The 26560-nt window shown below is 40.1% G+C and carries 17 protein-coding genes and 1 pseudogene; 7 read left to right on the plus strand and 11 right to left on the minus strand.

Annotated elements, in window-relative coordinates; translation table 11 throughout:
* Positions 1-8 precede the first annotated feature (8 nt).
* Positions 9-713, minus strand: a complete 705-nt coding sequence (locus AC1Z3T_RS09075; protein ID WP_199958544.1) for a TonB family protein — start codon at positions 711-713, stop codon at positions 9-11.
* A 144-nt stretch (positions 714-857) separates the two neighbouring features.
* Complete coding sequence (locus tag AC1Z3T_RS09080; protein WP_483396592.1) at positions 858-3533, minus strand: TonB-dependent receptor; 2676 nt, start codon at positions 3531-3533, stop codon at positions 858-860.
* Positions 3534-4279: 746 nt separating this feature from the next.
* Here AC1Z3T_RS09080 and AC1Z3T_RS09085 point away from each other — a divergent pair.
* The 6 genes from AC1Z3T_RS09085 to AC1Z3T_RS09110 all read left to right on the plus strand — a co-directional run bounded on the left by AC1Z3T_RS09085 (position 4280) and on the right by AC1Z3T_RS09110 (position 13814).
* A complete protein-coding gene (locus AC1Z3T_RS09085; protein WP_483396598.1) occupies positions 4280-6070 on the plus strand; it encodes an ABC transporter substrate-binding protein in 1791 nt (596 codons plus the stop codon).
* A gap of 21 nt (positions 6071-6091) precedes the next feature.
* A complete protein-coding gene (locus tag AC1Z3T_RS09090) occupies positions 6092-7897 on the plus strand; it encodes an ABC transporter substrate-binding protein (RefSeq protein ID WP_483396599.1) in 1806 nt (601 codons plus the stop codon).
* Between the two features lie 67 nt (positions 7898-7964).
* A complete protein-coding gene (locus AC1Z3T_RS09095; RefSeq protein ID WP_483396593.1) occupies positions 7965-9974 on the plus strand; it encodes a M3 family metallopeptidase in 2010 nt (669 codons plus the stop codon).
* A gap of 14 nt (positions 9975-9988) precedes the next feature.
* Positions 9989-10927 (plus strand): ABC transporter permease, encoded by a 939-nt coding sequence (locus AC1Z3T_RS09100; RefSeq protein WP_005033381.1) that lies wholly within the window; start codon positions 9989-9991, stop codon positions 10925-10927.
* An 8-nt stretch (positions 10928-10935) separates the two neighbouring features.
* Entirely contained in the window at positions 10936-12072 is a 1137-nt protein-coding gene (locus tag AC1Z3T_RS09105) for an ABC transporter permease (RefSeq protein WP_419320489.1), read from the plus strand.
* An 11-nt stretch (positions 12073-12083) separates the two neighbouring features.
* On the plus strand, positions 12084-13814 hold the full coding sequence (locus tag AC1Z3T_RS09110; protein WP_151806836.1) for an ABC transporter ATP-binding protein: 1731 nt from the start codon (positions 12084-12086) through the stop codon (positions 13812-13814).
* Between the two features lie 415 nt (positions 13815-14229).
* Here the strand turns inward: AC1Z3T_RS09110 and rluB are convergent.
* The 7 genes and pseudogenes from rluB to betI form a co-directional block, all read right to left on the minus strand.
* A pseudogene (rluB, locus tag AC1Z3T_RS09115) lies at positions 14230-15088 on the minus strand (23S rRNA pseudouridine(2605) synthase RluB); the annotation flags it as partial.
* A 41-nt stretch (positions 15089-15129) separates the two neighbouring features.
* Complete coding sequence (scpB, locus tag AC1Z3T_RS09120; protein WP_004829778.1) at positions 15130-15720, minus strand: SMC-Scp complex subunit ScpB; 591 nt, start codon at positions 15718-15720, stop codon at positions 15130-15132.
* Positions 15717-16508 carry a segregation and condensation protein A gene (locus AC1Z3T_RS09125; protein ID WP_419320491.1) on the minus strand — a complete coding sequence of 264 codons (792 nt, stop codon included), beginning with the start codon at positions 16506-16508 and terminating at the stop codon, positions 15717-15719. The genes scpB and AC1Z3T_RS09125 overlap by 4 nt, the downstream gene beginning before the upstream one ends.
* 511 nt (positions 16509-17019) lie before the next feature.
* On the minus strand, positions 17020-17814 hold the full coding sequence (locus AC1Z3T_RS09130; RefSeq protein ID WP_483396594.1) for a TorF family putative porin: 795 nt from the start codon (positions 17812-17814) through the stop codon (positions 17020-17022).
* A 61-nt stretch (positions 17815-17875) separates the two neighbouring features.
* Positions 17876-19573 (minus strand): choline dehydrogenase, encoded by a 1698-nt coding sequence (gene betA, locus AC1Z3T_RS09135; RefSeq protein WP_005033368.1) that lies wholly within the window; start codon positions 19571-19573, stop codon positions 17876-17878.
* Positions 19574-19663: 90 nt separating this feature from the next.
* The gene (gene betB, locus AC1Z3T_RS09140) at positions 19664-21136 is read right to left on the minus strand and encodes a betaine-aldehyde dehydrogenase (RefSeq protein ID WP_009585876.1); all 1473 of its coding nucleotides are present in this window, start codon (positions 21134-21136) and stop codon (positions 19664-19666) included.
* Positions 21129-21752 carry a transcriptional regulator BetI gene (gene betI, locus AC1Z3T_RS09145; protein WP_004829769.1) on the minus strand — a complete coding sequence of 208 codons (624 nt, stop codon included), beginning with the start codon at positions 21750-21752 and terminating at the stop codon, positions 21129-21131. The genes betB and betI overlap by 8 nt, the downstream gene beginning before the upstream one ends.
* A 257-nt stretch (positions 21753-22009) precedes the next feature.
* On the opposite strand from betI, the gene AC1Z3T_RS09150 reads away from it, so the two are divergent.
* Complete coding sequence (locus AC1Z3T_RS09150) at positions 22010-23614, plus strand: BCCT family transporter (RefSeq protein ID WP_042088169.1); 1605 nt, start codon at positions 22010-22012, stop codon at positions 23612-23614.
* 287 nt (positions 23615-23901) lie between these two features.
* Here the strand turns inward: AC1Z3T_RS09150 and AC1Z3T_RS09155 are convergent, their stop codons facing one another.
* The gene (locus tag AC1Z3T_RS09155) at positions 23902-24633 is read right to left on the minus strand and encodes a sulfite exporter TauE/SafE family protein (RefSeq protein WP_034708327.1); all 732 of its coding nucleotides are present in this window, start codon (positions 24631-24633) and stop codon (positions 23902-23904) included.
* Between the two features lie 219 nt (positions 24634-24852).
* Positions 24853-26559 carry a flotillin family protein gene (locus tag AC1Z3T_RS09160; RefSeq protein WP_483396595.1) on the minus strand — a complete coding sequence of 569 codons (1707 nt, stop codon included), beginning with the start codon at positions 26557-26559 and terminating at the stop codon, positions 24853-24855.
* Position 26560: the final 1 nt, after the last annotated feature.

Consider the following 26560-nt stretch of genomic DNA (forward strand, 5'->3'; position numbering starts at 1 on the left):
TTTTTTAATTAATTCATTACAAATTCATAGGGAATGTCATACCAAGAATCTTGAGGTTCACCATTCTTCAAGGCAGGTTTGAAAGTACATAAACTGAAAGCTTTTGAAGCTGCTCTATCTAAAGCTTTACTACCACTCGATTTTTTAACTTTGGCTTCTTTAACTTTGCCATCAGCACCAACAAAGACTGAAATAAGAACTTCACCTTGTTCTTCACTCTGTAAAGACTCCCTTGGATAATCAGGCTTTTTACAGCCCGCTTCACCACGAGAAACACCACGTGTTTCACCAGCAGGTTTGGATTTTGGCGTAGGATCAGATTTCTGCTCTGACTCTGTTTTTTGGGTTGGTGTAGACTCTGGGCTTTCAGATGTTTTCTGTGTTGGCTTTTCAGTTGGTTTTTCCTGAGGTTTCGAATCTGGATTGGTTTTTTGCACCTGTTTTTCACGAGGTTTTGGATCGGGTGTTTTTAATACTTTCTCCACTAACTTTGGAAGCTCAGGTGGTTTTTCAATAGGTTTTGGTTTTTCTGGTTCAGGCTTTTTGTCCTGAATGATGAGTAATTCAACTGGCTTATCAGTCGGCTTTTCCACATGCTTAGACAATCCTGTAATCAGTCCATAAAGAATGATCAGATGCAGAAGAATTACAGCTCCAATACCAATCAGGCGTTTGGCAGAATTATTTTCTAATTCTGAAAAATTCTTGCCCATTGCGACTCCTGAAATGAGAGACAAACAATAAATAGCGCAAAAGAGGCTATATAAAAATTGTGTTCAATTTTTTGTTTGACGATGTGAACGATTTACTTTCACAAACAACAGAAGAAATTGGGCTGCTGTTTGTGAAATACTCAGTTAAAACTTATAGGTCGCTCTTAGGTAATATGCACGACCTGTTGGATCGGCATAACTTGAGTCATAGCCATATTGGAAGTTATCTGTAACGTTCGAGGCTGGTGGATCTTGATCAAAAATATTTTTGATTCCTGCAGTGAGTTCAAGATTCTTAAATCCACTATAAGTACTTGCGATGTTGTAGAGAGTGTAATCGCTTACACGATGTTGGTCGTATTTTGCTTCACCCGTTGTATTTGAGTCTTTATAGCCACGGCTAAATTGTTGTTCAAAGATCATTTTCCATTTGTCGTAGCTCCAATTTACATTGGCAACATGTTTCCAGCGTGTATACACTTGTTGATTGTAATAGCTCCCTACACGACCGATCCATTCACCGCCTTTTTCTTCTTGTTTGTCATATTTGATGACATAGGTTCCGTCAATACCAAACCCAAATCGTCCAGTTTTGGTCACAGGTGTAAGATAATTCAAACTTAAATCAACCCCTTGAGTTTTGATCCCTCCCATATTGATCAAAGTGGTACTGACATATTTGATACGACCATCTGCGTCACGGACAAAAAGACTTGCATATTTATTTGGATCTGCGAAAACAATTGAATCTGTAATGGCATCGATTAGATTATCAACTTTGATGTTGTAATAATCTGCTGTGAATACAAGGTTTTTGATCGGTTCAAATACCACGCCAGCTGTATATGATGTTGATTCTTCAGCTTTTAAATCTGGGTTTCCACCTTGCATACGCTTAAATTGAACATTACATTCTGTTTGATATTGTGGTGAACTTGCAGCTCCACCTGGGCAAAGTACAGGATCATTGTATCTTGAGCCTGTGTAGGTCTGGCTTTGAGGTGCATTGATGTCGTATAAACTTGGTGCACGGAAGCCTGTGCTATAGGATGTGCGGAACATTAATTGTTTTAAAGGTTCCCAACGCAACGCTACTTTAGGATTGAAAGTATCCCCAAAGTCACTGTAATCATCATAGCGTGCGGCAAGTTGTGCCTCTAAATTGGCTAAAATCGGAATATGTAATTCAGTAAATACGGCTGAAATATTACGATCACCTTTACTCACAGGTTTGTCTGGATCTATTCCACTGCCAGGCACTTGTCTAACAATTTCAGCATTAATTTTTTGATCCCAATTTTGTTTGGTAAAACTTCCACCTAAAGCAAAGCCAACATCACCAGCAGGTAAGCTGTAGATGGGGCGAGATACAGTGACATCAACAGAAGTTGAATCTAAACTGGCTTTATTGGTATCTCCGTTGACTTCAAATGATTTCCAAATATTGGCATCTGCTGAGGGACCAAATGGATTGAGCGAACCATCATTTAATGCAGCTTGAACTTTACTTTGGTTAAGATAACCAGCATTAAAGCTGTCTGTTGCCTTGCTTTTTGCATAAGTTAAACCTGCATTGATATCCCATCCATAAGCTTCACCTTCAATTCCAGCAAAAGCTCGGTGAGAGTCATTGGTTGTTTTGCCAGAGCGATTGCCACCTTGTGAACGCAGATAAAGTTGTAAATCTGCATCATTCAAGCCACTCACTTCTGGGGTGATTCCTTTGCCTGGATAATATTGACTTGTACTTGGCAGTGTTACAGAACGACTGTATACATCAGGGGCAATCGAGGTTGTCACTTCATTGCGAGAAAAAATATACTCACCAATTAAATTAAATTGATCTGAAAGTTTAAATGTACCTCGACCAAGTGCTGAAATTGTTTCAACTTCTGGGGTAATGCCAATCAGTGCTTGCGTGTTCAAATAGCATAAGCCTCCATCTGCAATAACATTGGGCGTGTTATTACAATTTGTATTGCCATATGGGTTTGCAAAAATATTGGATTTTGGCTCAAAAAAGTTTGCAGGAAAGGCATTTGCTGAACTGGCATCTAGTCCCAGTTCAGGGATTACGCCCCCGCGACGACTGATTTTACGGTCTTTCGCCATGATATTATTGGCTCTACGATAATCAACTACGCCGTAAACGTTAAAGCCTTGTTCGTCTAAATTACCATATCCCCCAAAAATAGAAATGTCTTGTTTATCTCCACCACTGGCTTCAGGTTGAGTAGCACCAACACTAATATTGAGTCCTTCAAAGGATTTTTTTGTAATGAAATTAATTACACCTCCTATTGCATCTGCGCCATACACGGCGGAAGCACCATCACGGAGAATCTCTATACGCTCCACCATTGCCATTGGAATAATATTAAGATTGGTGGTGGATGTGCTGAAAGGGCTATAAGCCAAACGACGACCATTGAGTAATACCAATGTTTTATCTGTTCCTAAACCACGAAGGTTGGCAGAAGAACCCTCTGTATTACTTGCTCCGACGTTTTGTGAAGTTGAAAATCCTGCTTGGTTTGAACTGACTTTGGTCAACGCTTCTTCAACTGTGGTGACCCCTTGTTTCGCTAAATCATCTCCTTTAATAATTGTAATGGGGGACGCACTTTGGGCAGCAACCCCTTTGATCGAAGAGCCTGTGACCGTCACTTTTGCCACTTTGGTTGTTTGAGGGCTTTCTTCATTTTCCGCTGCTTTTGCTACAGAGAGGTACATCAAACTTAAACTAAGTATGCTTAATTTAAGAATATTTTTCCCCATTACTGGCGATTCCAAAGAACGAAACTCTTTGTTCATTTTCATATTTTCAGACATCCGTTTTTTTTTGTACTTAGCGATATTGCTGCAATGCTTTCTAGCAATACAAGTGCCAACTATCTAATTATATGTTGTAAAAATATACAAAAAATTGCTAATAAATTACGTTACTAGTGTCTAATTATCTTATTCTTCCGTGGCTTGATTGAAAAAATCTAATTTTTAAAAAATATTAAGGAAAGATGAAAAGATTGTAATTAAAGGTGTTGTTTTATGGTGATTATGTTTAAGCAATGTTTTTAAAATCAAATGTTTAATATAAGTTATGAGTATTATATAAATTTATTATGATTTAAATTTTTATATTATTTTATAATAATCATATATTTATTAATTATTTTAAAGTGTTTGATAAAATAAGTGAGCAATTTTGGAACACTGGTGTCCTTAAATTGTGCAATATAAGTCATTTTGATAAAGGTTATACGAATTTAATATTTATATCAGTTATCGTACAAATTATTATATGTCGAACTTTGATAAATCCTTAATAATTGTCAATTTATTACGGTAAAAATAAACAAAATTTACAACGTTGATTATGGGTGGCATGAAATTCGCTTTCGATTTAGGGCTGTTATCTTGTGCAGTTTTTCACTATTGTTAATTTGATATTTGGTTTCGTACCAAAGCGGTAATGTACAGGATGATCGTACCGTTAGCATACTGTTTCATATGATCTGATTCAGAGCTGAGGCGCTTTTCAAGGTTTGCTACTCTTATAAAAACACATAGGTATGAATTTGGAATCTAAGCTTTTACGTATTGCGTTGTGTGCTTATGCAATCGGTTGTGGGGAACTCGTCATTGCGAAAACTCCTGCGCAACCCAATAAAATTTTGAATTTGGCCTTTGAAGCGCCAGATGATGGTTTTGATATGGTTAAAACCTATAATTACTACAGCGGCAATATCGCAGAAGCGATATTTGAGCCTTTGTTAAAATATGATTATTTGGCTCGACCAGTGGTACTCGTGCCCAATACAGCACAGTCCTTACCAAAAATAGAACAAGAGGGTAAGGTTTATACCTTTAAAATTCAGCCTGGAATTTATTTCACCGAAGATCCTGCATTTAAGGGAAAACGACGTGAATTGACTGCTCAGGATTATATTTACTCAATACAGCGTATCAGTGATCCGAAAAATCACTCTCCAACTTACTCTTTTATCGATGGTAAGATTCAAGGTTTAGTATCTGTGGTTGCTCAGGCAAAAAAGACTGGAAAGTTTGATTATGATGCACCGATTGCAGGGCTTAAAGCTTTAGATAAATATACATTGCAATTTACCCTTACCCGTCCTGACTATAATTTCCCATATATTTTAGCTTATGTCACTTTTAGCGGAACAGCACGAGAAGTTGTTGAGTTTTATGGAGATCGTATAGCGCAACATCCCGTAGGTACTGGACCCTATCAACTCAGTAAATATGTGCCACGTAGTAAAATTGAATTAGTGGCAAATCCTGACTATCGTGGTTTTATCTGGAATTATAAATCTACAGGAACAGCTTGGGATAATCAGTTGGTCAAGGAAATGACAGGCAAAAAAATGCCCCAAGTCGGTAAGGTTGTGGTCAGTATTATTGAGGAGGAGCAATCCAGATGGTTAGCGTTTAAATCTGGGCAATTGGACTTTGATAAATTAACCTCTAATGCTGTTCCACAGGCACTCAATGGTACACAATTAAAACCTGAATTAAAGAAACAAGGTATTCAGCACTTTCCCAATAAAGATCCAGAAATTACTTACACCATGTTCAACATGAAAGATCCAATTGTGGGTGGCTATAGTTTAGATAAAATCGCCTTGCGTCGAGCGATTACCTTGGCATATAACCAAGAAGAAGCAATTAAGCAGCTTTATAAGGGACAAGCTGTCCGAGCTGAAATGCTCGTGCCAGATGGTGTACAAGGGCATAATGCCCAATATCGCAGTAGCGTGGCTTATAACCCTCTATTGGCGAACAAACTACTGGATCGATTTGGCTATAAAAAAGCCAAGGATGGATACCGAACTTTACCCAATGGGCAGCCATTGACATTGAAATACAATACGGAAAATAGTTCCAGTTCAGTCATTCATTCTGAGTTATGGAAGAAAAATTTGGACGCGATTGGGGTGCGTGTTGAATTTAAAGTCAGTAACTTTGCTGATAATTTAAAAGAAGCCATGCAATGTAAGCATATGATTTGGGGTGGTGCGTGGATTGCTGATTTCCCTGAAGGCGAAAATTTTGCTCAGTTGCTTTATGGTCCTAATTCAGGAAAAGGCAATTTAAGTTGTTATCAATCTAAAGCTTACGATTCACTTTATCAGCAAGCCTTAACCTTACCACCACAACAACGACAGCCTTTTTATGAAAAAATCAGTCGTCAGATTGAAGCCGATAATCCTTGGATTATACATACCACCCGAATTCGTAATTGGTTATTGCAACCACAAGTTCAAGGCTATAAAGCGCACCCAATGATGAATACCGTTTGGCAATATCTTGATGTACAGTCAATCAAAAAATAACTGATAAAGTTGAAGGAAATGATGAAGGATAATTTAAATAGGAAACTTAAACAGATTGGGTTAAGTGTATTGTTGGGCAGTATGATGCTTACAGGCACGATGAATGTTTTTGCCAAAAGTCCAGCAGATCCAAATAAGGTTTTACGTTATGTTTTTCCCGTTGCGGAAACGGGATTTGATCCAGCTGGAACACAAGATTTGTATTCTGCACATGTGCATAATTCAATCTTTGAAGGCTTATATACCTATGATTATCTAGCATCACCTGCCAAATTAGTCCCGCGTACTGCTGTAGCATTGCCTGAAGTGAGTGCTGATGGGTTGACCTATACCTTTAAAATTAAAAAAGGTATCTATTTTGCAAAAGATCCAGTGTTTAAAGGTAAGGCGCGAGAGTTAACTGCACAAGATTATGTTTATTCTTATAAACGTTTATTAGATCCAGGTTTACATTCACCCAATAGTTGGTTGTTGGATGACAAGATCGTGGGTATAGATAAACTCCTTGATCAAGCCAAAAAAACCGGGAAGTTTGATTATGATCAACCTGTTGCAGGGCTTCAGGCAACAGATCGTTATACTTTGGTGATTAAGTTAAAACAGCCTGATCAAAACTTTCCAATGCTCTTGGCACATCAGCCAGCAGGTGCGGTGGCTCGGGAAGTAATTGAACATTATCGCGATAAATCCGGATTTGCTATGGCTCATCCTGTAGGTACAGGTCCTTATATTTTGACCAAGTGGATTCCTGGCTCACGTATTATTTTAAAAGCAAATCCTGACTATCGTGGCTATGTTTGGGATTTCAAAGCTTCAACACCCGAAGATCAGAAAATTGTCGATGCGATGAAAGGCAAAAAGATGCCGCAAATCGGTGTGGTTGATATTCAAGTGATGGAAGAAGCGCAATCACGCTGGTTATCGTTTAGCAAAGATGAAACAGACTTATTCGTCCTTGATGGTGATTTAACTGTTCAAGCGATTCAGGATGGTCAGCTCAAGCCTGAACTGGCGAAAAAAGGCATTCAACTTTCCCGAATTGTCGATCCTTCGATTGATTATTATTACTGGAATATGCAGAATCCTGTTGTTGGTGGTTTAAGTAAAGAAAAAATTGCTTTACGTCGTGCCATGGCAATGGCGTATTCCCCAGATAACCAAATTAAAATTTTAATGAAAGGGGATGCACAAAGATTACAGTTCCCTGTCCCTTACGGGGTAGTGGGGCATGATCCAAATTATAAAACCAGTATCCCTTATTCAGTCAAAGCAGCCAATTTACTTCTTGATCGTTATCACTATAAAGTGGGGGCAGATGGTTGGCGAACTTTGCCCGATGGTAAGCCGTTGGTGATCGAATTAGCAGTTTATGGGGGGAGTGCGCGTAGTCAGCAGAGTGCCGAATTTTGGAAAAAAACGTTAGACAATATTAAAGTCAAAATGACCACCAAATCCTTACCTTTTGCAGAAGGTCTAAAAGCTGAAAAGCAATGTAAAACCATGTTTAAAGGTTCTGCTTGGGTTGCTGACTATCCTGATGCTGACAACTTTATGCAATTGTTCTACAGCAAAAATATTCATGCGACCAACAATGCCTGTATGAAAATTCCTGAATATGACCGCCTCTATGAACAAACCCAAAAGTTAAAGCCGGGTCCTGAACGCGATGCACTCTATCGCAAAATGGCAAGAATATTAGAAGTTTATATGCCTGTACAAATGGCATCAACACGTTACCGAAATGCTTTGGCGCAACCGCGTGTGATTGGATTTAAAAAGCATCCTATTCTTCCATCAGAATGGATGTATTTTGATATGAAAAAGTAATTTATTGCATTTGTTGAAAAAATAAACAGATTGAATTTTGAAAAATAAATTGAAGATTGGAGTAAAGATGAAAATGAAGCGATTTAAGCTCAGTGCGTTATGTATGTTATCAATAGGTTTAGGACAGTGGGCATATGCACAATCGGAACGGAGTACTTTACCGAAGTTTCAAGCGAAAGACATTCCTGCCCAATGTGATGCAAAAATTGCTGATGTAAAAAGTAAACTTGCTGAATTTGCCAAGCTCAAATTAAAAAATAATGCGCCTGCTGGTAATGTGTTGGCAAAGTGGGATCAAATTTTTGCTGAGTTTGAAGATTTTTATGGACCGATCAATTTGATGAGCAATGTCGATCCAGATGCAGCATTACGTAAAGCTGCTGAGGATTGTGAGGTTAAAATTAGCCAATTCCAGACTGAAGTTTATCAAGATGCCAAGTTATATCAGCAGATTAAAAAAACCAAAGCCAATAATGAGATTGACAGTAAATATCGCCAAGATATTTTAGATGGTTTTGAAGATACTGGTGTTCAGCTCTCCGCAGAAAAACAAGCCCGTTTAAAGGTAATTTTGGATGAGTTGACCAAGATCCAACAAGAATATGCGCGTAATATTCGTGATAATCCAGAAAAATTAGAATTTACACCTGCCGAGCTAAAAGGTTTACCCGAAAGTTATATCACCAATTTAAAGAAAAATGAAAAGGGTAACTATTTATTGGGATTTGACTATCCCGAATATCGTCCATTTATGGAGTTGGCAGACAGCGAAGATGCGCGTAAACGTTATCAAATTGCTTATACACGCCGTGGAACTGAAAAGAATTTAGTCTTGCTTAAACAAGCCATTGATCTGCGTCATGAGTTGGCACAACTCTTTGGTAAAGCCAGCTATGCCGATTGGGCATTGAAAAATCGTATGGCGCAAAATCCTGAAACAGTCAATAAGTTCCTCAAAGAAGTACACAATACCGTTGCGCCATTAGAAAAACAAGAAGTGCAGACTCTCCGTGAATTCAAAGCCAAAACGTTGAACATTGCTGTGGAAAAAGCTGAAATTAATCGCTGGAGTGAAGCATATTGGAGTGAAAAATTACGCCAAGATAAGTACCAAATTGACCAAGAAAAAATGCGTGAATATTTTCCGACACAAGCGTCACAAGATTGGTTATTTGCCATTTCGTCTCAGTTATATGGTATCGAATTTAAGCCTGCCAAAGTTGATGTTTGGCAAGATGAAGTTGAGTACTACGATGTAGTCGATAAGCAGACAGGTCAACTTTTAGGTGGTCTGTATATGGATAAGTTTCCACGTGAAGGTAAATATGGTCACGCTGCAGTTTGGGGCGTAAGAGGCGGAAGTACATTGACCCACCGTAAACCCATTTCTGCTTTGGTCACCAATTTTAACCGTAAAGGCTTAAACAGTGATGAACTGGAAACATTTGTCCATGAGTTTGGTCACGCTTTGCATGGCATTCTTTCAAATACGCGTTATGCCTCGCAATCAGGGACTTCTGTAGAGCGTGACTTTGTGGAAGCACCTTCCCAAATGTATGAGGAATGGGCACGTCGTAAAGAAACGCTTTCTACCTTGGCGGATTATTGTAAGCCTGCATGTCCACGCATTGATGATGAACTGATTGGAAAACTTAAAGCGGTTAAAAACTATGGACGTGGTTTGTTCTATTCTCGTCAGACCTTGTATGCGCAATATGATATGGCACTACATACTGCCAATGCATTAAAAACCCAACCCATGGACGTCTGGAAAAATCTAGAAGCTCAAACGGCTCTAGGCTATGTGCCTACGACAGAATTCCCAGGTCAGTTTGGTCATATTATGGGAGGCTATCAAGTCGGCTATTACGGTTATATGTGGTCTGAAGTCTTGGCCTTAGACATGCTTTCAGCATTTGGCGATAACTTAAATAATCCTGAAGTTGGTGCACGTTATCGGAAGACAATCTTGTCGCAAGGTGGGCAGAAGAAAGCTGAACAATTGGTGGTCGATTTCTTAGGCAGAGCACCAGATAACAAGGCATTCTTTCAAGAAATTACGGGACAACGTAACTAAAGGGAATAAGAACTATGTTGGCATATATCATACGTCGTATATGGCAAATGATTCCTACCATGTTGGGAGTTGTGTTGCTGATTTTCTTTTTATTTAATTGGGTCGGGGGCGATCCTGCATATATCCTTGCAGGCAAAATGGCGAATCCAGAACAAATTGCAAATATTCGCCAGCAATTGGGCGTTGACCAACCCTATTACATTCAACTTTGGATTTTTATTAAACAAATTATCACTTTTGATTATGGTTTTAGTTGGAGCACCGGTGAGTCAGTTTCAAATATTATTTTAACCCGACTAGGTCCATCTCTCACCATCATTATCCCACTGACAATTTTACAAACTGTGATTTCAATCATTTTGGCATTGGCTGTTGCATCGGTTCGTGGTTCTTTAACAGATCGAATGGTGATGTTGTTGTGTACCATCGGTATGTCGATCAGTATTTTGGTGTATATCATTGTATTTCAATACAGTCTTGCTTATCAGCTTGGTTGGTTCCCTGTGCAAGGATGGAGTGACAGTCTGACGGGGAATTTATTTGAGTATGCCTTATTGCCAATTTTAATCATGTTAGTGGTCAGTATTGCGCCTACATTACGGCTTTATCGCAGCTTTATTTTGGATGAAGTCAATCAGGATTATGTCAGAACTGCTCGTGCAAAAGGCGTAGGGGAAGGACGTATCTTGGGGATTCATGTGCTTCGTAATGCTTCAATTCCGATTATCACTGATGTGATGGCAAGTCTGCCTGGTTTATTAATCGGTGCATTCTTAATTGAGCGTTTTTTTGGGATTCCAGGGATCGGGCGTGAAATCATCATTGCAGTTGAGCGTAGTGATTTTCCTGTGATTAAAGCCATTACTGTGTATGTCGCAGCCGCAACCATGATTTTTAATCTCATCGCTGATTTGATTTATAAAGTGGTTGATCCACGCGTACAGTTGAAGTAGGTGGGATGATGCTTGGAATTTTATCTAAAAAAGTAGAAACACAACAGCACGCTTCTCCGGGGCTATGGCGCTTGGCTATGCGACGATTAAAAGCTGATCGTGTTGCCATGGTGTCGTTAGGAGTATTGTTCTGTTATTTCATCATCTTGATTTTATCCATGACAGGTGTCATCGCTTCTAACTGGAACAAAGAGGTTGCCGAAAGTTATGCACCTCCTACCTTTATGGGAGCAGATCAAACACTACAAAATGCTGCTCAAAAGACAGCAAATACAGCAGCTTTACCTGAAAATCCTGTTGATCCTTTAAAAGATGTTATCAAAGAATTAAATGCTCAAATTGCCATTGAGCAGGCTTCAGGTGGTGCAGTGGATTATTATGGTGTTCAAGATCCACTCGCTGAGGATATGAAGGTCATTGATCAGCAGTTGGGTGGACATTTGCTCGATCAGCAAAGCGAGTTGAAAAAAACTTTGCCTTTTGGTGCTGATAAATGGGGACAGGATGTTTTATTAAAGACCATTAAAGGCGCTGAAACCTCGATTGTTGTAGGGTTGGTTTCTGCATTGCTTGCTGTGGTGATCGGTACTTTTCTTGGGGCGGTTGCAGGTTATTTTGGTGGATGGGTCGATGACGTTCTAAACTGGTTTTATAGCATTTTTACCTCTATTCCCTATTTATTACTGGTTTTGGCGATAGCAGCTGTATTACAACAAAAAGGGATTTTGTCTATCGTTTTGATTCTAGGTTTAACTGGCTGGACAGGTGTGTTTCGTTTAATTCGTGCTGAATATATGAAGCATACCTCACGTGAGTATGTGCTTGCGGCTAAAGCTATTGGGGTGAGCCACCTCAGACGAATGTTTGTGCATATCTTTCCCAATGTCAGTCATATTGCACTGGTTCAGATGTCAATTTTAGTGGTTGGATTTATTAAATCAGAAGTGATTTTAAGTTTTCTTGGCTTTGGTGTTCCTGTAGGGGTTGTGTCATGGGGCAGTATGCTAAATGAAGCACAAAGCGAGCTCATACTGGGTAAATGGTGGCAATTGGTTGCTGCATCAGTCGCAATGGCAGTACTCGTCACGGCATTTTCAATGTTTACAGATGCATTACGTGATGCATTAGACCCGAAATTAAAATAAGGAGCACATCAATGTCAGAACAATATGTGACACCTCCTGTACTTCTTAGTGTCGAAGATCTGAGTGTGAGTTTTAAGGGGGAAAATAAGCAATTTATTGAAACTGTAAAAGGCATTTCTTTTCAGATTCCAGCCAATACCACCGTGGCATTGGTGGGTGAGTCTGGCAGTGGTAAGTCAGTGACCTCTTTGGCAACAATGGGACTATTACCCAAAGATCAGTCTCGTATTGCTGAAAAAAGTAAAATTATGTTTGAAGGTCAAGATTTACTGGATTTGACAACCAAACAAATGCGTAAGATTTGTGGTAAAGACATTGCCATGATTTTTCAGGAACCGATGTCATCGCTTAATCCTGTCTTTACTGTAGGTGATCAAATTGCTGAGATTCTACGTATTCACTTAAACATGGGACGAAAACAAGCGCGACAACGTGCACTCGCGTTACTCACAGAAGTGGGGATCCCATCGCCAGAAACCAAGATTGATGCATATCCCAATCAGCTTTCAGGTGGTCAGCAGCAACGGGTCATGATTGCAATGGCAATTGCCTGTGAACCGAAATTACTGATCGCTGATGAACCTACCACAGCATTAGATGTTACGATTCAAAAACAAATCTTAGATTTGCTAGAGGCTTTGCGTAAACGCCGCCAAATGTCGATGCTATTTATTACTCATGATTTGGCTTTGGTGAATGAAATTGCCGATCAAGTCATTGTGATGCGTCATGGTGAAATTCGTGAGCAAGGTTTAGCCAACGAGGTGCTAGAACATCCCAAAGATCCATATACCAAAGCTTTATTGTTATGCCGACCAACATTATCACAACGTCCTTATCGTTTACCTGTCATCAGTGACTTTCTTAAACAACAAGAAGGGCATTGGGTCGAAGGCGGAGATTTAGCAAAAACAAAAATGCCAGAAAGAACACGTGGTTTAGTCGGTGGTGAGGAAATCATCCTAGAAGTCAAAGGCTTAAAAAAATCATTTTTTAGCCGTAAAGGGTTCTTTGGAAAAGAGGAATATCAAGCGGTAAAAGGTGCATCTTTTCAATTGGCAAAAGGAAAGACATTAGGCTTAGTCGGTGAGTCAGGTTCTGGTAAAACCACGATTGGCTTATTGCTGATGCGTTTACAACAGGCTACAGGCGGGCAGGCATTATTTCAAGGTAAAGATATTTTGGCAATGTCTGAAAAAGAATTCATTCAATATCAACGTAAAATTCAGATTATTTTCCAAAACCCATATGCTTCACTAAATCCACGTTTTACGGTTGGACAGATCTTGATGGAACCGATGCAGATTCATCGCATTGGTGCAAACGATGTAGAGCGCAAACAGTTTGCTTTAGCCTTATTGGAGAAAGTCAGCTTACCTGTACAGGCTTTTGATCGTTATCCACATGAGTTTTCGGGTGGTCAGCGTCAACGGATTGCAATTGCTCGTTGTTTGACTTTAAAGCCTGAAATTTTAATTTGTGATGAGTCAGTATCTGCATTGGATGTATCTGTTCAAGCTCAGGTGTTAAATTTACTTCAGGATTTACAAGATGAGTTTGGATTAAGCTATATTTTTATTTCACATGATCTATCTGTAGTGAAATATATTTCTGATCAAATCATGGTGATGAATCATGGTGATATTGTCGAAATTGCCAATTCTGATGAACTGTATCAGTCTCCTAAACATGAGTATACCAAACGCTTGTTGAGTGCCATTCCAAAAGCTGTTGTTGAGTAACTGTTCTGATCCGATGCAAATCAAAAAGCCACTCAATCGAGTGGCTTTTTAGCGTTCAGTCTATGCATGACTTAAAACTTTTTAAAACCTTTATTCACTACAAAAGGTTTTTTCTTTTCAGGTTGTTCACTACGTTCTTGACGGTCTGAATAATCACGACGATCATTGCTGTAACGTTCATCTGAGCGGTTACGGTTTTGTGGTGAACCATAGCGGTTTTCAGAGCGGTTGCTGTTAAAGCTGTTGCCACGATTATCTGCACGATCTTGATTGTAATGGTTGCCACCAGAACGCGCTTTATTAAAACGGTTTTCAGAACGTTCATTACGTTGATCAGCACGATTTTCACTGCGGTTTTGACCATATTGATTTGAACCCGCTTTATAGTCGCGTTGTTCATTATGGTTATTTTGTTGCTCACCTTCATTGTCACGACGTTGCTGACGAAGGAAACCGCCACGACGTGCAGCCATTGGTTTGTCTTGCATACGTTCTGTACGGCGTTTTGCCATACCAAATAGACCCGTACCTTGACGTGGTTTTAGTTCAACCGCTTTGGTTAAATTATCAATATCAGTTTTATCCAGTTCCATCCAACGACCTGTACGAAGTTCACGAGGCAAAATCACAGTACCGTAACGTGTACGGAGTAAGCGACTTACTTTTAAACCTTGTGATTCAAAAATACGGCGAACCTCACGGTTACGACCTTCTTTTACAACGACTTGGTACCAGCGATTGATCCCTTCACCACCAATTTCAGAGAAAGATTCAAATTTAGCTGGACCATCATCTAAAACAACGCCATTTGTCATGTTGTTTTTAAGTTGAGGCGTGACTTCTCCCATGACACGAACAGCATATTCACGTTCGATTTCATTTGAGGGATGCATTAAACGATTGGCAAGTTCACCATCGTTTGTGAAAAGCAATAAACCGGTAGAGTTAATGTCTAAACGACCTACCATGACCCAACGGTCGTTGGCAATTGGCGGTAAATGATCAAACACGGTCGGGCGAGATTCTGGATCATTACGTGAGCAGATTTCACCTTCTGGTTTGTAGTAAATCAATACACGACGACGGATTTCGTCTTCAATTTGGAACTGAACCTTACGACCATCGATGCGAAGCTCATCACCTGGTTCGATACGTTCACCCACTTGAGCAACCTGCCCGTTGACACTTACACGACCAGCGGCAATGACCTCTTCCATATAACGGCGAGAGCCCAGACCAACTCGTGCGAGTACCTTTTGCAATTTTTCACTCATGACAGCATAACCTTAGAAATAATCATCAACAGTGCACCTATTTAAGACTTTGGCGCTTGCGCATCCAAAGCCATAAAAGCTTCCTTGGCGTCCTGTAGGGGAGGCAATTGATCTAAAGACACTAGACCAAAGGCATTTAAAAATTGTGGCGTCGTTACCAACAACGCGGGTCTTCCTGGGAGCTCACGGTAACCAGATTCTTTAATCCAGTTCCAATCAAATAAAGTCCTGAGTATTTGACTATTATTTGTCACTCCTCGTATTTGCTCAATATCAGCGCGGGTTACAGGCTGATGATAAGCAATCACTGCAACAGTTTCTAACAGTGATGGAGATAATCTGGTTGGTCGATCAGGCCAAACTTGTGCAATCATATTGCGATATTTAGCACGAACTTGAAAACGATAACCTTGAGCGGTTTCAATCAACTCAATAGAACGACCATGTTGTAAAACAGACAGTTGTTGTAAATACTGTTGCAACTGCTGTTTAGAGTACTGATTTTGAAATGCTTCTTTTAAACGTGCTAGAGAGACAGGGGCGTCACTGGCAAAGATAATCGCTTCAAGTTGCATCAAAACTTCATGATGTAATTCATCAACATTAAATACATTATTTTGATCTATGGTCATGCGTTTGCACCTTGAATGGAAAGAGGAGCTTCGACACCAGATGAAATAATTTGAACTTTTTGCTGACGCGTCAGCTCTAAGATTGCCATGAAAGTCACCACCATGCCCATACGACCTTGGTTTGGCTTAAGCAATTCTTGAAAACTGAGTACTCCACCAGATTGGGTCATATATTCAATATAAGCAATACGTTCTTCAAGCAGGACAGGCTCTTGTTCAATTTTATGGGTAATTGGTTCAGGGCGGTTAAAAATGCAGTACAAGGCATCTTTTAACATGTTGACATCATAGCCCTCATATACTTTTGGAATTTCACCAATTGCCACATGACTGGCAAAAGTATCTCGGTCTAAAACAGGCATTTGCCCTAAACGTTCAGTTGCTTGTTTGATTCGTAAATAAGTTTCTAAACGATCAATAAGTTCTTGTTTTGGATCTTTTTCGATATTTATTGTTTTCGGTTTTGGCAACAACAAGCGCGATTTTAAATCAGCTAACAGTGCCGCCATGACCATGTAGTCCGCAGTGAGTTCAATGTTAAGCGATTTCATATTGTCCATATAAGACAGATATTGCGTTGCAATTGGAGCAATATCCAATTGTAAAAGATCAAAACCGTTTTTCTGAATCAGATAAATTAAAAAGTCGAGTGGTCCTTCGAAATGTTCAAGCAGAATTTCGAATGCAGCAGGAGGAATGTATAAATCCTCTGGAATTTCTTCTTGCCATTCATCCAATACACGGATGTTGGAAATGGATTCCATAGGATGATGAGTTGCTTGAGTCATTACAATTATTAGCCACGCGAATTTTCAAAGGCATGTTTATTCGTGCTACCACGCATAAAACAGTTGCTTTGGCGCAAGGTGGTGACGAATTACGAAAAGATAGTAGGTGCATTTTAAAGTAAAAGTTCGCAGGAATACATTGCTAAATCATAAAAACGATAAAAAACCTGAAAATAAATAGGGAATATCACGTCACAAAATATGTCAGACTGTCGATAAAATCATCGAAAATTTTAAAAATTATAGTGAGATCATTGGCTTACAAAGACCAAGTACATAGAGAATAAATGGAGAATGTTTTTATTAAGTTGTTGTAATTAAAATATTTTTATCGGTTTTTTGTTGGTCTGAATCTACCCATTTTATATATGTGCTGGTGGGGAAGTCGTATAGATCAATAAAAAAAGCATGAGGATGAGTCATGCTAAAGAGGGAACTGAATTCAAAAATATTTGGTTTTAGCTCCCTTTATGGGATAGCCATACTAAACTCTGGGAATTAAGCCTGAAAACTAAAAACTTTTGGTGAGTGCAAAAGTCACGGTTGAGTCAATCGGATTAGAAACTTTAGCATTTGGGTTACCGTTACTATAGTTCTGATAGAAACCATTTTTATCCCAGGCTTTGCTATAACTCAAACTGCTTGAAATCTGATAAGGCAATTGTTTACTGATGGTCAAACTTGCATCCTGAAAGTTAGCCTCAGAAAAATTTTGAATACGTTGATGACCATAGTGTGCATTTACAGACCAACCTTGAGTAATGGGTTGATACCAATTCAAGTCTAGATATCCAGAGCCACGAGAGTGTTGATTGTTGCCAATCGCTAAGGTGTCAGAGTTATTGCCAAAGTAGTCTTGTGTATAGGTGATGGCATATTTCAAGCTGAATGGACCATAACTGATTTCAGGAATGATCTCACCATAATTAAATCGCGTATGTGCTGTTTCTGCTGTGGTTTTTGCACCAGGGTAATAGTAATACGCGACTTTTGTACCTAGCGTAAGCTCACCGAAACTACGGCGATATCCGCTATATACATCCCATTCGACAGTCGCATCTCGGATAAAATCATCACTGACTGTAGATGCCCATGTTCCTGCAAAAAAACCATTGCTATGATTGTAATCTAAGCCACCTTGTACAGCAGGTTTCCCCCAAGTTTGTTGGAAACCACGTGAAATATATTGGCTTGCTATGGTTAGATTCGCGCTATACGGTGATGTCGTGACTTTACTCGATTCGTCTGCATAGATGCCTTGAACGTATATGCTGCAAGGAATGAGAAATAATAGTTGCTTTTTCATCTTATTCGTCCTTGAGTAATGCGCCAGCTCAGTGGTCACTCAGCTGGCGCAATATAGACCTCTATGAATGGATTGCACGCAAAGGTGCTTGGCGTACAGGCGTTGTTCCTGCCTTGTAATAGCCCGCTTCAGATCGTGGTAACTTTTGACCACGGATTTGATCTGCAATTTTTTCTGCGATCATAATGGTGGTTGCATTTAAGTTTCCAGTAATGATCAATGGCATGATCGAGGCATCTACGACACGTAAGCCTTCTAAGCCATGCACTCGACCTTGACCATCCACCACGGCCATTTCATCTTCACCCATTTTGCAGCTACAAGAAGGGTGGTAAGCCGTTTCTGCATGGTTCCGTACAAAATCATCTAGCTCAGCATCGGTTTGTACTTTCTTACCGGGACTGATTTCATCTCCTCGATAGGCATCCAAAGCAGGCTGTTGCATGATTTCACGAGTAATGCGAATTGCATCTCTAAATTCACGCCAGTCTTGTTCAGTGGACATATAGTTGAACAAAATACTTGGATGTTGAAACGGATCTTTTGAATTGAGCTTGATTCGACCACGAGACGGTGAGCGCATGGAACCGACATGCGCTTGAAAGCCATGTTCTTTAACAGCATTACTACCATTGTAGTTAATCGCCACAGGCAAGAAGTGATATTGGATATTGGGCCAATCAAACTCATCTGAGCTACGGATAAAGCCGCCTGCTTCAAACTGGTTACTTGCGCCAATGCCTGTGCCATTAAAGAGCCATTCAGCACCAATCGCAGGTTGATTAAACCATTTTAGTGCTGGATACAGAGAAACAGGCTGCTTACACTTATACTGTAAGTACATTTCCAAATGGTCTTGTAGATTTTCACCCACCCCTGGCAAATCATGAACCACAGCAATGTCCATTGATTTGAGGAAAGTGCTTTGACCTACGCCTGAGCGTTGCAAAATTTGTGGTGAAGCAATCGCACCTGCACACAGCAAAACTTCCCGTTTTGCTTGCGCTTGTTTTAAATTGGCTTGATCAGCACCAAGAATATACTCTACACCGACCGCTTGTTTCTGATTAAAAAGAATTTTATTGGTGGTTGCATGGGTGACAATGGTTAAGTTTGGTCGACCTTTTGCCATATCCAAATAACCACGCGCTGTACTTGAGCGACGACCTTTTGGCGTCACAGTGCGGTCCATTGGACCAAAGCCTTCTTGTTGATAACCGTTCAAATCGTCAGTACGTGGGTAACCTGCTTGTACGCCTGCTTCAACCATGGCATGGAACAGTACATTGTTACCATTTTTTGGCGTAGCCACAGAAACTGGACCGTTGTCACCATGATAGTCATTACCACCGATATCTCGTGTTTCGGCTTTTTTGTAATAAGGCAAACAATCCGCATAAGTCCAGTCTTCCAGACCTTTGTGGGTTGACCACTGATCTAGGTCCATAGCATTACCACGGATGTAGCACATTCCGTTAATCAACGAAGAGCCACCTAGACCTTTACCACGACCGCATTCCATACGGCGATTGTTCATATGGGGTTCTGGGTCGGTTAAATACGCCCAATTGTAACGACGACCTTGTAATGGATATGCCAAGGCAGCAGGCATTTGGGTACGGAAATCTAAACGATAGTCAGGACCACCTGCTTCTAATAATAAAACAGTGACATCTTTGTCTTCAGTCAAACGAGTAGCCAATACATTTCCGGCAGATCCTGCGCCAATGATAATGTAGTCATAGGATTGAGTATTCATAATTATCCTTTTTGTATTTCTTAAAGGTGCCAATGCAATCAAGTGATGACATGGCACATAGGATGGATTGAGAGGGAAAGGGTGAGTGCATTAAAAAATGCTTTGGTACTCACCTAATTCAACTTGAATCGATTTAATGCGTGTGTAATGTGCGAGTGTGGTCAAACCATTTTCACGACCCACACCAGATTGCTTATAACCGCCAACTGGCATTTCCGCAGGAGACTCACCCCAAGTATTGATCCAGCAAATTCCTGCTTCGATTTGGTGAATAATACGGTGTGCTCGGGTGATGTCTTGAGTCACAACACCCGCTGCAAGACCAAAAGTCGTGTCGTTAGCACGGCGAATGACTTCTTCCTCGGTGTCATAACTGAGGATGCTCATCACAGGTCCGAAAATTTCTTCTTCAACAATGCGCATATCATCTTGACAGTGACTAAAAACAGTCGGTAATACATAAGCCCCTTTGGCTAAATCACCTTCAGTCGCACGCCCACCACCGATAAGCAGTTTTGCACCTTGTTGTTTGCCTGACTCAATGAAAGACAATACCTTTTCCATATGTGGGAAGCTGGTGAGCGGACCAAAGTTGGTGTTTTCTGACATTGGATCGCCAATGCGAATTCGCTTAACACGTTCAACAATCGCTTTTTCAAAGTCAGCGAGTAAAGATTTAGGCACAAAGACGCGTGTACCATTGGTACATACCTGTCCTGAGCTAAAAAAGTTCGCCATGATGGCAATGTCGGCGGCGCGGTCTAGATTGGCATCATCGCAAATGATCAATGGTGATTTACCACCGAGTTCCATTGTGACTTCTTTAAGGGTTGAACCTGCTGCACTGGCCATGACTTTCTTGCCTGTTTCTACACCGCCTGTAAAAGAAATTTTTTCAATCACAGGGTGTTCAGTCAGCCATTGTCCAATTTCACGACCTGCACCTTGTACAACGTTAAATACGCCGTCTGGCAGACCTGCTTCCGTATAGATTTCTGCAAGTTTAAATGCTGTAAGCGGGGTAGTTTCACTTGGTTTGAAAATCATAGCATTTCCCGCTGCAAGGGCAGGAGCAGATTTCCAAAGTGCAATTTGAATTGGATAGTTCCAAGCACCAATGCCTGCAACCACACCCAATGGTTCACGACGGGTATAAAAAAAGCTGGAATCACGAAGGGGAACTTGTTCACCTTGAATCGCAGTGGCAAGTCCTGCGTAGTACTCTAAAACATCAGCCCCTGTGACAATATCAACAGTTGATGTTTCGCTATAGGCTTTACCTGTATCCAGTGTTTCTAAGTGCGCTAACTGGTCATTACGCTCACGAAGAATATCTACAGCACGGCGTAAAATACGTGAACGTTCCATCGCCGTCATGGCTGCCCAAATTTTCTGACCTTGTCGTGCGCTTTGAACAGCTGTTTCAATATCTTGTTGTGATGCTTGCTGAAGTGTTGCAATCACCTCACCATTGGCAGGGTTAATACTATTAAATGTTTTACCACTGGTCGCGGCAACATAGCGACCATGGATATACAATTGATGAACTTGTGAATCACTCATTCTGTCTCTCCTGCAAAGGTTTTTGCGCAAATTGCAATTGCGTTTTTACATAATCATAAGCAATGGATCGTGCCAGTTCACTGTCAAATTCATCATGACTGACTAAACTGCCACGTAACCATAATCCGTCAATCAAAGCTGCCAATCCACGCGCAGCAATACTTGCCTGTTCTTTGTCCAACAACTTGAGGAAATGAAACTTCAAGTTTGAATATAGACGTTGGTCGTTAATTTGTTGCAAGCGTCCCAATTCAGGGAGATGCATACTTGCAGACCAAAAGTCTAACCAGACACGCATCGCTTGTTTATTGACCTGACTGATATCAAAGTTGGAATCAATAATTGCCTTAATCTGGCTTTCTGGATGCGTATCTGCTTCAGCTTTATTCTGGTCGGTTTTTCGACGCAAAACGTTGAGCATTTCTTGCATACAGGTATTGATTAATCCTTGTTTATCACCAAAATAGTGACTGACAATACCTGTTGATAATTCAGCTTTTTTTGCAATTTGTGCAATGGTTGTATTGGACAATCCCACTTCATAAATCACATGAAATGCGGCATTGATAATTTCTTCGCGTCGCACATGCTCTGGTTTTACTCTACGCTTTGTCATGCTTTTCCATTCGCCCTAAACAGGGTTTTTATCTAACATTTCTCGATGTAGAGCATCATAACATTTTAATCATACTTTTTATTGATTGAACGTTCAATCAATAAAAAGTATAATCTGCAAAAATCAATAATTCTTTGATGGGCAATATAAGATCTAAATGGCTAAATCAAGTTCGTTGATGGTTGATGTGCTAAGTCGAAAAAAGTGCCTATCATCTTATTTTTAAAGAAAATACACCGTTTGCAAGGAGCAAGAGCATGGTGTCAAAAAGTCATGAAGGATCCGAATCCGAACATGTTAGATTAAATTTATTTGTATTTGGTAGTTCAGCAGTCAGTATCGGTATTTTTGGGTTATTATTTGTGTTATTTCCTGAAAAAAGCCAATTTTGGCTGACCTATGTACAAGAGCAAGCCAACCAGCTATTTGGTTGGTACTATATGTTGGTGATCGTCGGCTGCATCGGTTTCGTTGCTTGGTTAGCTTTTTCAAGGTTTGGTCAAATTCCTTTAGGTAAAGATGACGATAAGCCTGAGTTTGGCTATCTGGCTTGGGTTTCCATGTTGTTCTCTGCAGGTATTGGGATCGCCTTACTCTATTATGGTGTTGCTGAACCAGTTGATCATTTCCTACGTCCGCCAGAAGGTGAGGGTGGAACCATTCAAGCAGCACGTGATGCTATGATGTATAGTTTCTTACATTGGGGCATTCATGGTTGGGTGCTCTATGCCTTATTGGGTGTGACTCTGGGCTATTTTGCCTTCCGCCTAGACTTACCCTTAGCACTACGCTCAGCACTGTATCCAATTTTTGGTCAAAAGATCTATGGTTTGATTGGTGACTGTGTTGACGGCTTTGGTATTTTAGCTACTGTCATTTCTTTGGTCACCAATTTAGGGATTGGTGCATTGGTTCTGGTCTCAGGAATTAGTTATTTACTCCCAGAAATTCCCAATAATAATATTACCTTGATTAGTGTGGTCTTGGTGATGATGGTTGTTGCAACGATTACCACGGTAGTTGGTATTGAAAAAGGTTTAGCTTGGCTTTCAAGGATTAATTTACGTTTACTCTATGCTTTATTGCTTTTTGTATTTTTAACAGGACCCACCAATCATTTGTTGAATGGTCTGGTACAAAATATTGGTGATTATCTTAATCATTTTGTCGTTAAAAGTTTTGATGTGTATTTATACAATCAAAAAGCCAGTGCGTGGTTAGGTTCGTGGACAGTGTTTTACTGGGCATGGTGGATTGCTTGGGCGCCATTTGTAGGAATGTTTATTGCCCGAATTTCAAAAGGTCGTACAATTCGCGAAGTGGTATTGGGTGTATGTCTGATTCCTCTTGGCTTTACACTGGCTTGGCTTTCTATCTTTGGAAATACTGCGATTGATTTGATTTTGAATCAAAAGCAAAAAATCCTAGGGGATATGGTGTTAACTGATCCTGCTTTGTCTTTGTTTAAATTATTAGAATATTTACCTTTCAATCCTTATGTGGCTGGTATTGTCGTGGTGATCTGTTTTGTCCTATTTTTAACTCCAGTAGGTTCAGGGACATTGATGATTGCGAATTTATCTACCAAAGGTGGAAGTAGTGAAAGCGACTCACCGATCTGGTTACGAATTTTCTGGTCAGTGGTGATTACATTGGTCAGTGTTGGTCTGTTGTTAGCAGGGAGCTTCCATTCCATGCAAAGCGCCGTAGTGCTCTGTGGATTGCCATTCTCTGTGATTATTTTGTTGTATATGTTTGGTATGAGAAAGGCGTTGTTACAGGATCATTTTAAACCTCAACCACCAATATCGCTTTCGCAACAAGCACCTCAGCAAGAGCATTCAAGTCAAGACCCATCTTGATTGTGCAAATCCAGATCAAAGCTTGCTAGACCCAATACACCCATTCTGTAATATGTAATCTACTTATATTCAGAATGGGAAAATTGATACCTAGATAAATAATTTACTTGATGATTTTGACAGTATCTTTTATTTGTGAACAGTATGACACCTTAGTCTTGGTGGTCGTGTTCAATTCAATATCTATCATTCATTGATAAGACTGACACAAATCGAAATTTTTCTCAAAATACAAGGTTGTAAAAGTGCCTTATTGATATGATGCAAGTTTTCAAAAATGGCATCATTTAGATCAATGTTGTGAACAACAAGAAACACCCAGAAGCGAAAAGCAAGCTAAGGACGATACGTTTAAACTGAATTTCAGAAATTTTGTAAAACATTTGTGCACCCATCATTGCTGGAATACTCACTGCAATAATAATCAGTGCAAAATAAGGTAAATGTAAGCGTTGAATCGCCCCTTGGTAGAGATAGACCAATATGGTAAATAACTGAATGGCAAAATTAAAGTGTCTCAGAATATAGCGCTGTTGGGCTTTAGGTAGGTTTTTAAGCATCACCCATGCAGAAGGTGCTGCACCACAAAAACCACCTAATCCACCTAAAACTCCACCTACAAAGCCAATGCAACTGTCAGCGATTTTCCCCAATGCTTGAATGCGTGGGAATTCAGGTGCAAAAAGCATGATTGGACACCAAAGCATGAGAAACAGCCCGAGTATAATTTTAAAACTATTGCCATCAACCAAGTGTAAAAGGTAAGTTCCTAATGGAACACCGATGAGTCCTGCAATCAGATAGGGCAATACCAAAGAAAAAGAAAAGTCATGTTTTTGCTCTCGCCCCAGTGCGATGAGATGACTCCATAGAGAAGCAAAGACCACCAACGGTGCTGCCAGTTGAGGTGGTAATACCCAAACCCAAAAAGACATCGCAATTAAAGCAAAGGCAAAACCTGTTAAACCTTGCACAAAGCCTGCAATCATGGCACCGAGAATGAAAATAAACCAAGTCATTTTTTAGTGTGTTATATCGAGCTGGAAAAGGGGCATGGTATTCCGACCAAAAGGATGAGATCAAGCACTCGATTCTAAAAGAAATGAATGAATGGCTTCATCATTTATTTAGATTAAAATTGAGATTCAAATCGTCATTCTTGCATTGAATTTCAGCCAATAAAAAAGCCCCTAACTTTAGAGGCTCAATATTCATGTTATGTCTAAATAATGAGTAAATTAATCATTATTAGGTTTTAATGATTGGGTTAAACCATTGATATCACCACCTTTGATGCCTAACTCATTCATTAAACTATCAATTAACGGTGCTTGTGAGCGATAACGAAGTGCGCTGTTGACGACTTGATCAGAAAGCGCAACTTGAGTTTGTTCACCTGATTCTGAGCTTCCAGTCGAGCCAGCAACACCGCCTAAACCATTGACTTGGAGAATCTTAATATCATCAATATTTTCCATCGGTTTAACACTTTCACGAATGATTTCAGGTAGGTATTTCAATAACGCTAAACGAATTTGCATTTCAACTTGTTCAGTTGAAAGGACATTATTGGCTTCGTTCACTGCACGCGTACCCTCAGCATCCACTTGATATTGTTTCTCTTGAGCGGCTGCAAGCAGCATTTTTGCATCAGCCTCACCTTTGGCCTTTAATCGAACCTTTTCTGCTTCCGCTTGTGCTGCAATACGTACAGCTTCTGCATCATCTACTGCAGCTTGTTTTGATGCTTCTGCTGCAACGCTAATGGCAATCGCATCTGTTTCAGCAACTTGTTTCGCAGCAACCAACTCAACTGCTTTTAAACGCTCAGCTCGCTGAGTTTCTCGAACTGTGGTCACTTCTTCTTCCGCTTTTACCGCTTGTGCACGCGCTTGATCTGCTAAGGTTTTTGCTTCAGATTCTGCGCGTGATTTTTCGGCAATTGCAATGGCACGATCTTGTTCAGCCAGTTCAATGGTTTTCTTCTGTTCTACTTGGGCTTTTTGGATCAACTGTGCTTTTTGAATATTTTCATTTTCAACATCTCGTGCTGAAGCAATGCGTTTGATTTCAACTTCACGTTCAGCCGCAATACGCGCCTCTTCGGCTTCTCGTTTTTTTGCCGCTTCTTGGGTCGCGATTTCAGCAGACTGTTCAGCTTTGCGAATGGCAATTTCACGTTCTTGTTGCATTTTTGCATATTCTTCTTCGCGAAGGATTTGCAAACGCGCTTGTTCAGCTTCTAAGTTTTTGGCTTTGATTGCCAGGTCATTGTCCTGTTCGATGTCATTTCGTTTTTTACGACGGTCTTCAATGGTTTCGGTTAATTTGGTTAAACCTTCAGCATCGAAAGCATTTTGTGGATTAAAATATTCAAAACTGGTTTGGTCCAAACCTGTCAAAGAAACAGTTTCAAGTTCTAAACCATTTTTAAATAAATCTTCTGAAACCACTTGTTGAACTTTTTGGACAAAATCAACCCGCTTTTCATGTAACTCTTCCATTGCCATTTCAGCAGCAACTGCACGAAGTGAGTCCACAAATTTACCTTCGACCAAGTCTTTTAGCTCTTGCGGCGACATGGTTTTTTTACCCAGCGTTTGCGCTGCTGTAGCAATTGATTCTGCAGTTGGTTTTACACGAACATAGAATTCCGCCATCACATCTACCCGCATGCGATCTCGAGTAATCAATGCTTGATCTGTCGCACGTTTAACTTCAAGTCGTAGTGTATTCATATTGACAGGAATCACTTCATGTAAAACAGGAAGTACAATTGCACCGCCATTCAAAATGACCTTTTCACCACCAAAACCAGTACGAACAAAGGAAACTTCTTTACTCGAACGTTTATATAAACGGGCAATGATCACGCCAATAATGATCAGTGCTGCGAGCACAATGCCCGCTAAAACCAGTATTTGATATAAATTTGAATTCAACATT

This window comes from Acinetobacter sp. B-6 (assembly GCF_056930735.1).

What these genes read in the sequence shown, in the direction of transcription:
- betI (WP_004829769.1), bottom strand. Translation starts at nt 21,752, where the DNA reads ATGACAAAGCGTAGAGTAAAACCAGAGCATGTGCGACGCGAAGAAATT.
- AC1Z3T_RS09100 (WP_005033381.1), top strand. Translation starts at nt 9,989, where the DNA reads ATGTTGGCATATATCATACGTCGTATATGGCAAATGATTCCTACCATG.
- AC1Z3T_RS09095 (WP_483396593.1), top strand. Translation starts at nt 7,965, where the DNA reads ATGAAAATGAAGCGATTTAAGCTCAGTGCGTTATGTATGTTATCAATA.
- betA (WP_005033368.1), bottom strand. Translation starts at nt 19,573, where the DNA reads ATGAATACTCAATCCTATGACTACATTATCATTGGCGCAGGATCTGCC.
- scpB (WP_004829778.1), bottom strand. Translation starts at nt 15,720, where the DNA reads ATGACCATAGATCAAAATAATGTATTTAATGTTGATGAATTACATCAT.
- AC1Z3T_RS09105 (WP_419320489.1), top strand. Translation starts at nt 10,936, where the DNA reads ATGCTTGGAATTTTATCTAAAAAAGTAGAAACACAACAGCACGCTTCT.
- AC1Z3T_RS09155 (WP_034708327.1), bottom strand. Translation starts at nt 24,633, where the DNA reads ATGACTTGGTTTATTTTCATTCTCGGTGCCATGATTGCAGGCTTTGTG.
- AC1Z3T_RS09160 (WP_483396595.1), bottom strand. Translation starts at nt 26,559, where the DNA reads ATGTTGAATTCAAATTTATATCAAATACTGGTTTTAGCGGGCATTGTG.
- betB (WP_009585876.1), bottom strand. Translation starts at nt 21,136, where the DNA reads ATGAGTGATTCACAAGTTCATCAATTGTATATCCATGGTCGCTATGTT.
- AC1Z3T_RS09130 (WP_483396594.1), bottom strand. Translation starts at nt 17,814, where the DNA reads ATGAAAAAGCAACTATTATTTCTCATTCCTTGCAGCATATACGTTCAA.
- AC1Z3T_RS09090 (WP_483396599.1), top strand. Translation starts at nt 6,092, where the DNA reads ATGAAGGATAATTTAAATAGGAAACTTAAACAGATTGGGTTAAGTGTA.
- AC1Z3T_RS09110 (WP_151806836.1), top strand. Translation starts at nt 12,084, where the DNA reads ATGTCAGAACAATATGTGACACCTCCTGTACTTCTTAGTGTCGAAGAT.
- AC1Z3T_RS09080 (WP_483396592.1), bottom strand. Translation starts at nt 3,533, where the DNA reads ATGAAAATGAACAAAGAGTTTCGTTCTTTGGAATCGCCAGTAATGGGG.
- AC1Z3T_RS09125 (WP_419320491.1), bottom strand. Translation starts at nt 16,508, where the DNA reads ATGACTCAAGCAACTCATCATCCTATGGAATCCATTTCCAACATCCGT.
- AC1Z3T_RS09150 (WP_042088169.1), top strand. Translation starts at nt 22,010, where the DNA reads ATGGTGTCAAAAAGTCATGAAGGATCCGAATCCGAACATGTTAGATTA.
- AC1Z3T_RS09075 (WP_199958544.1), bottom strand. Translation starts at nt 713, where the DNA reads ATGGGCAAGAATTTTTCAGAATTAGAAAATAATTCTGCCAAACGCCTG.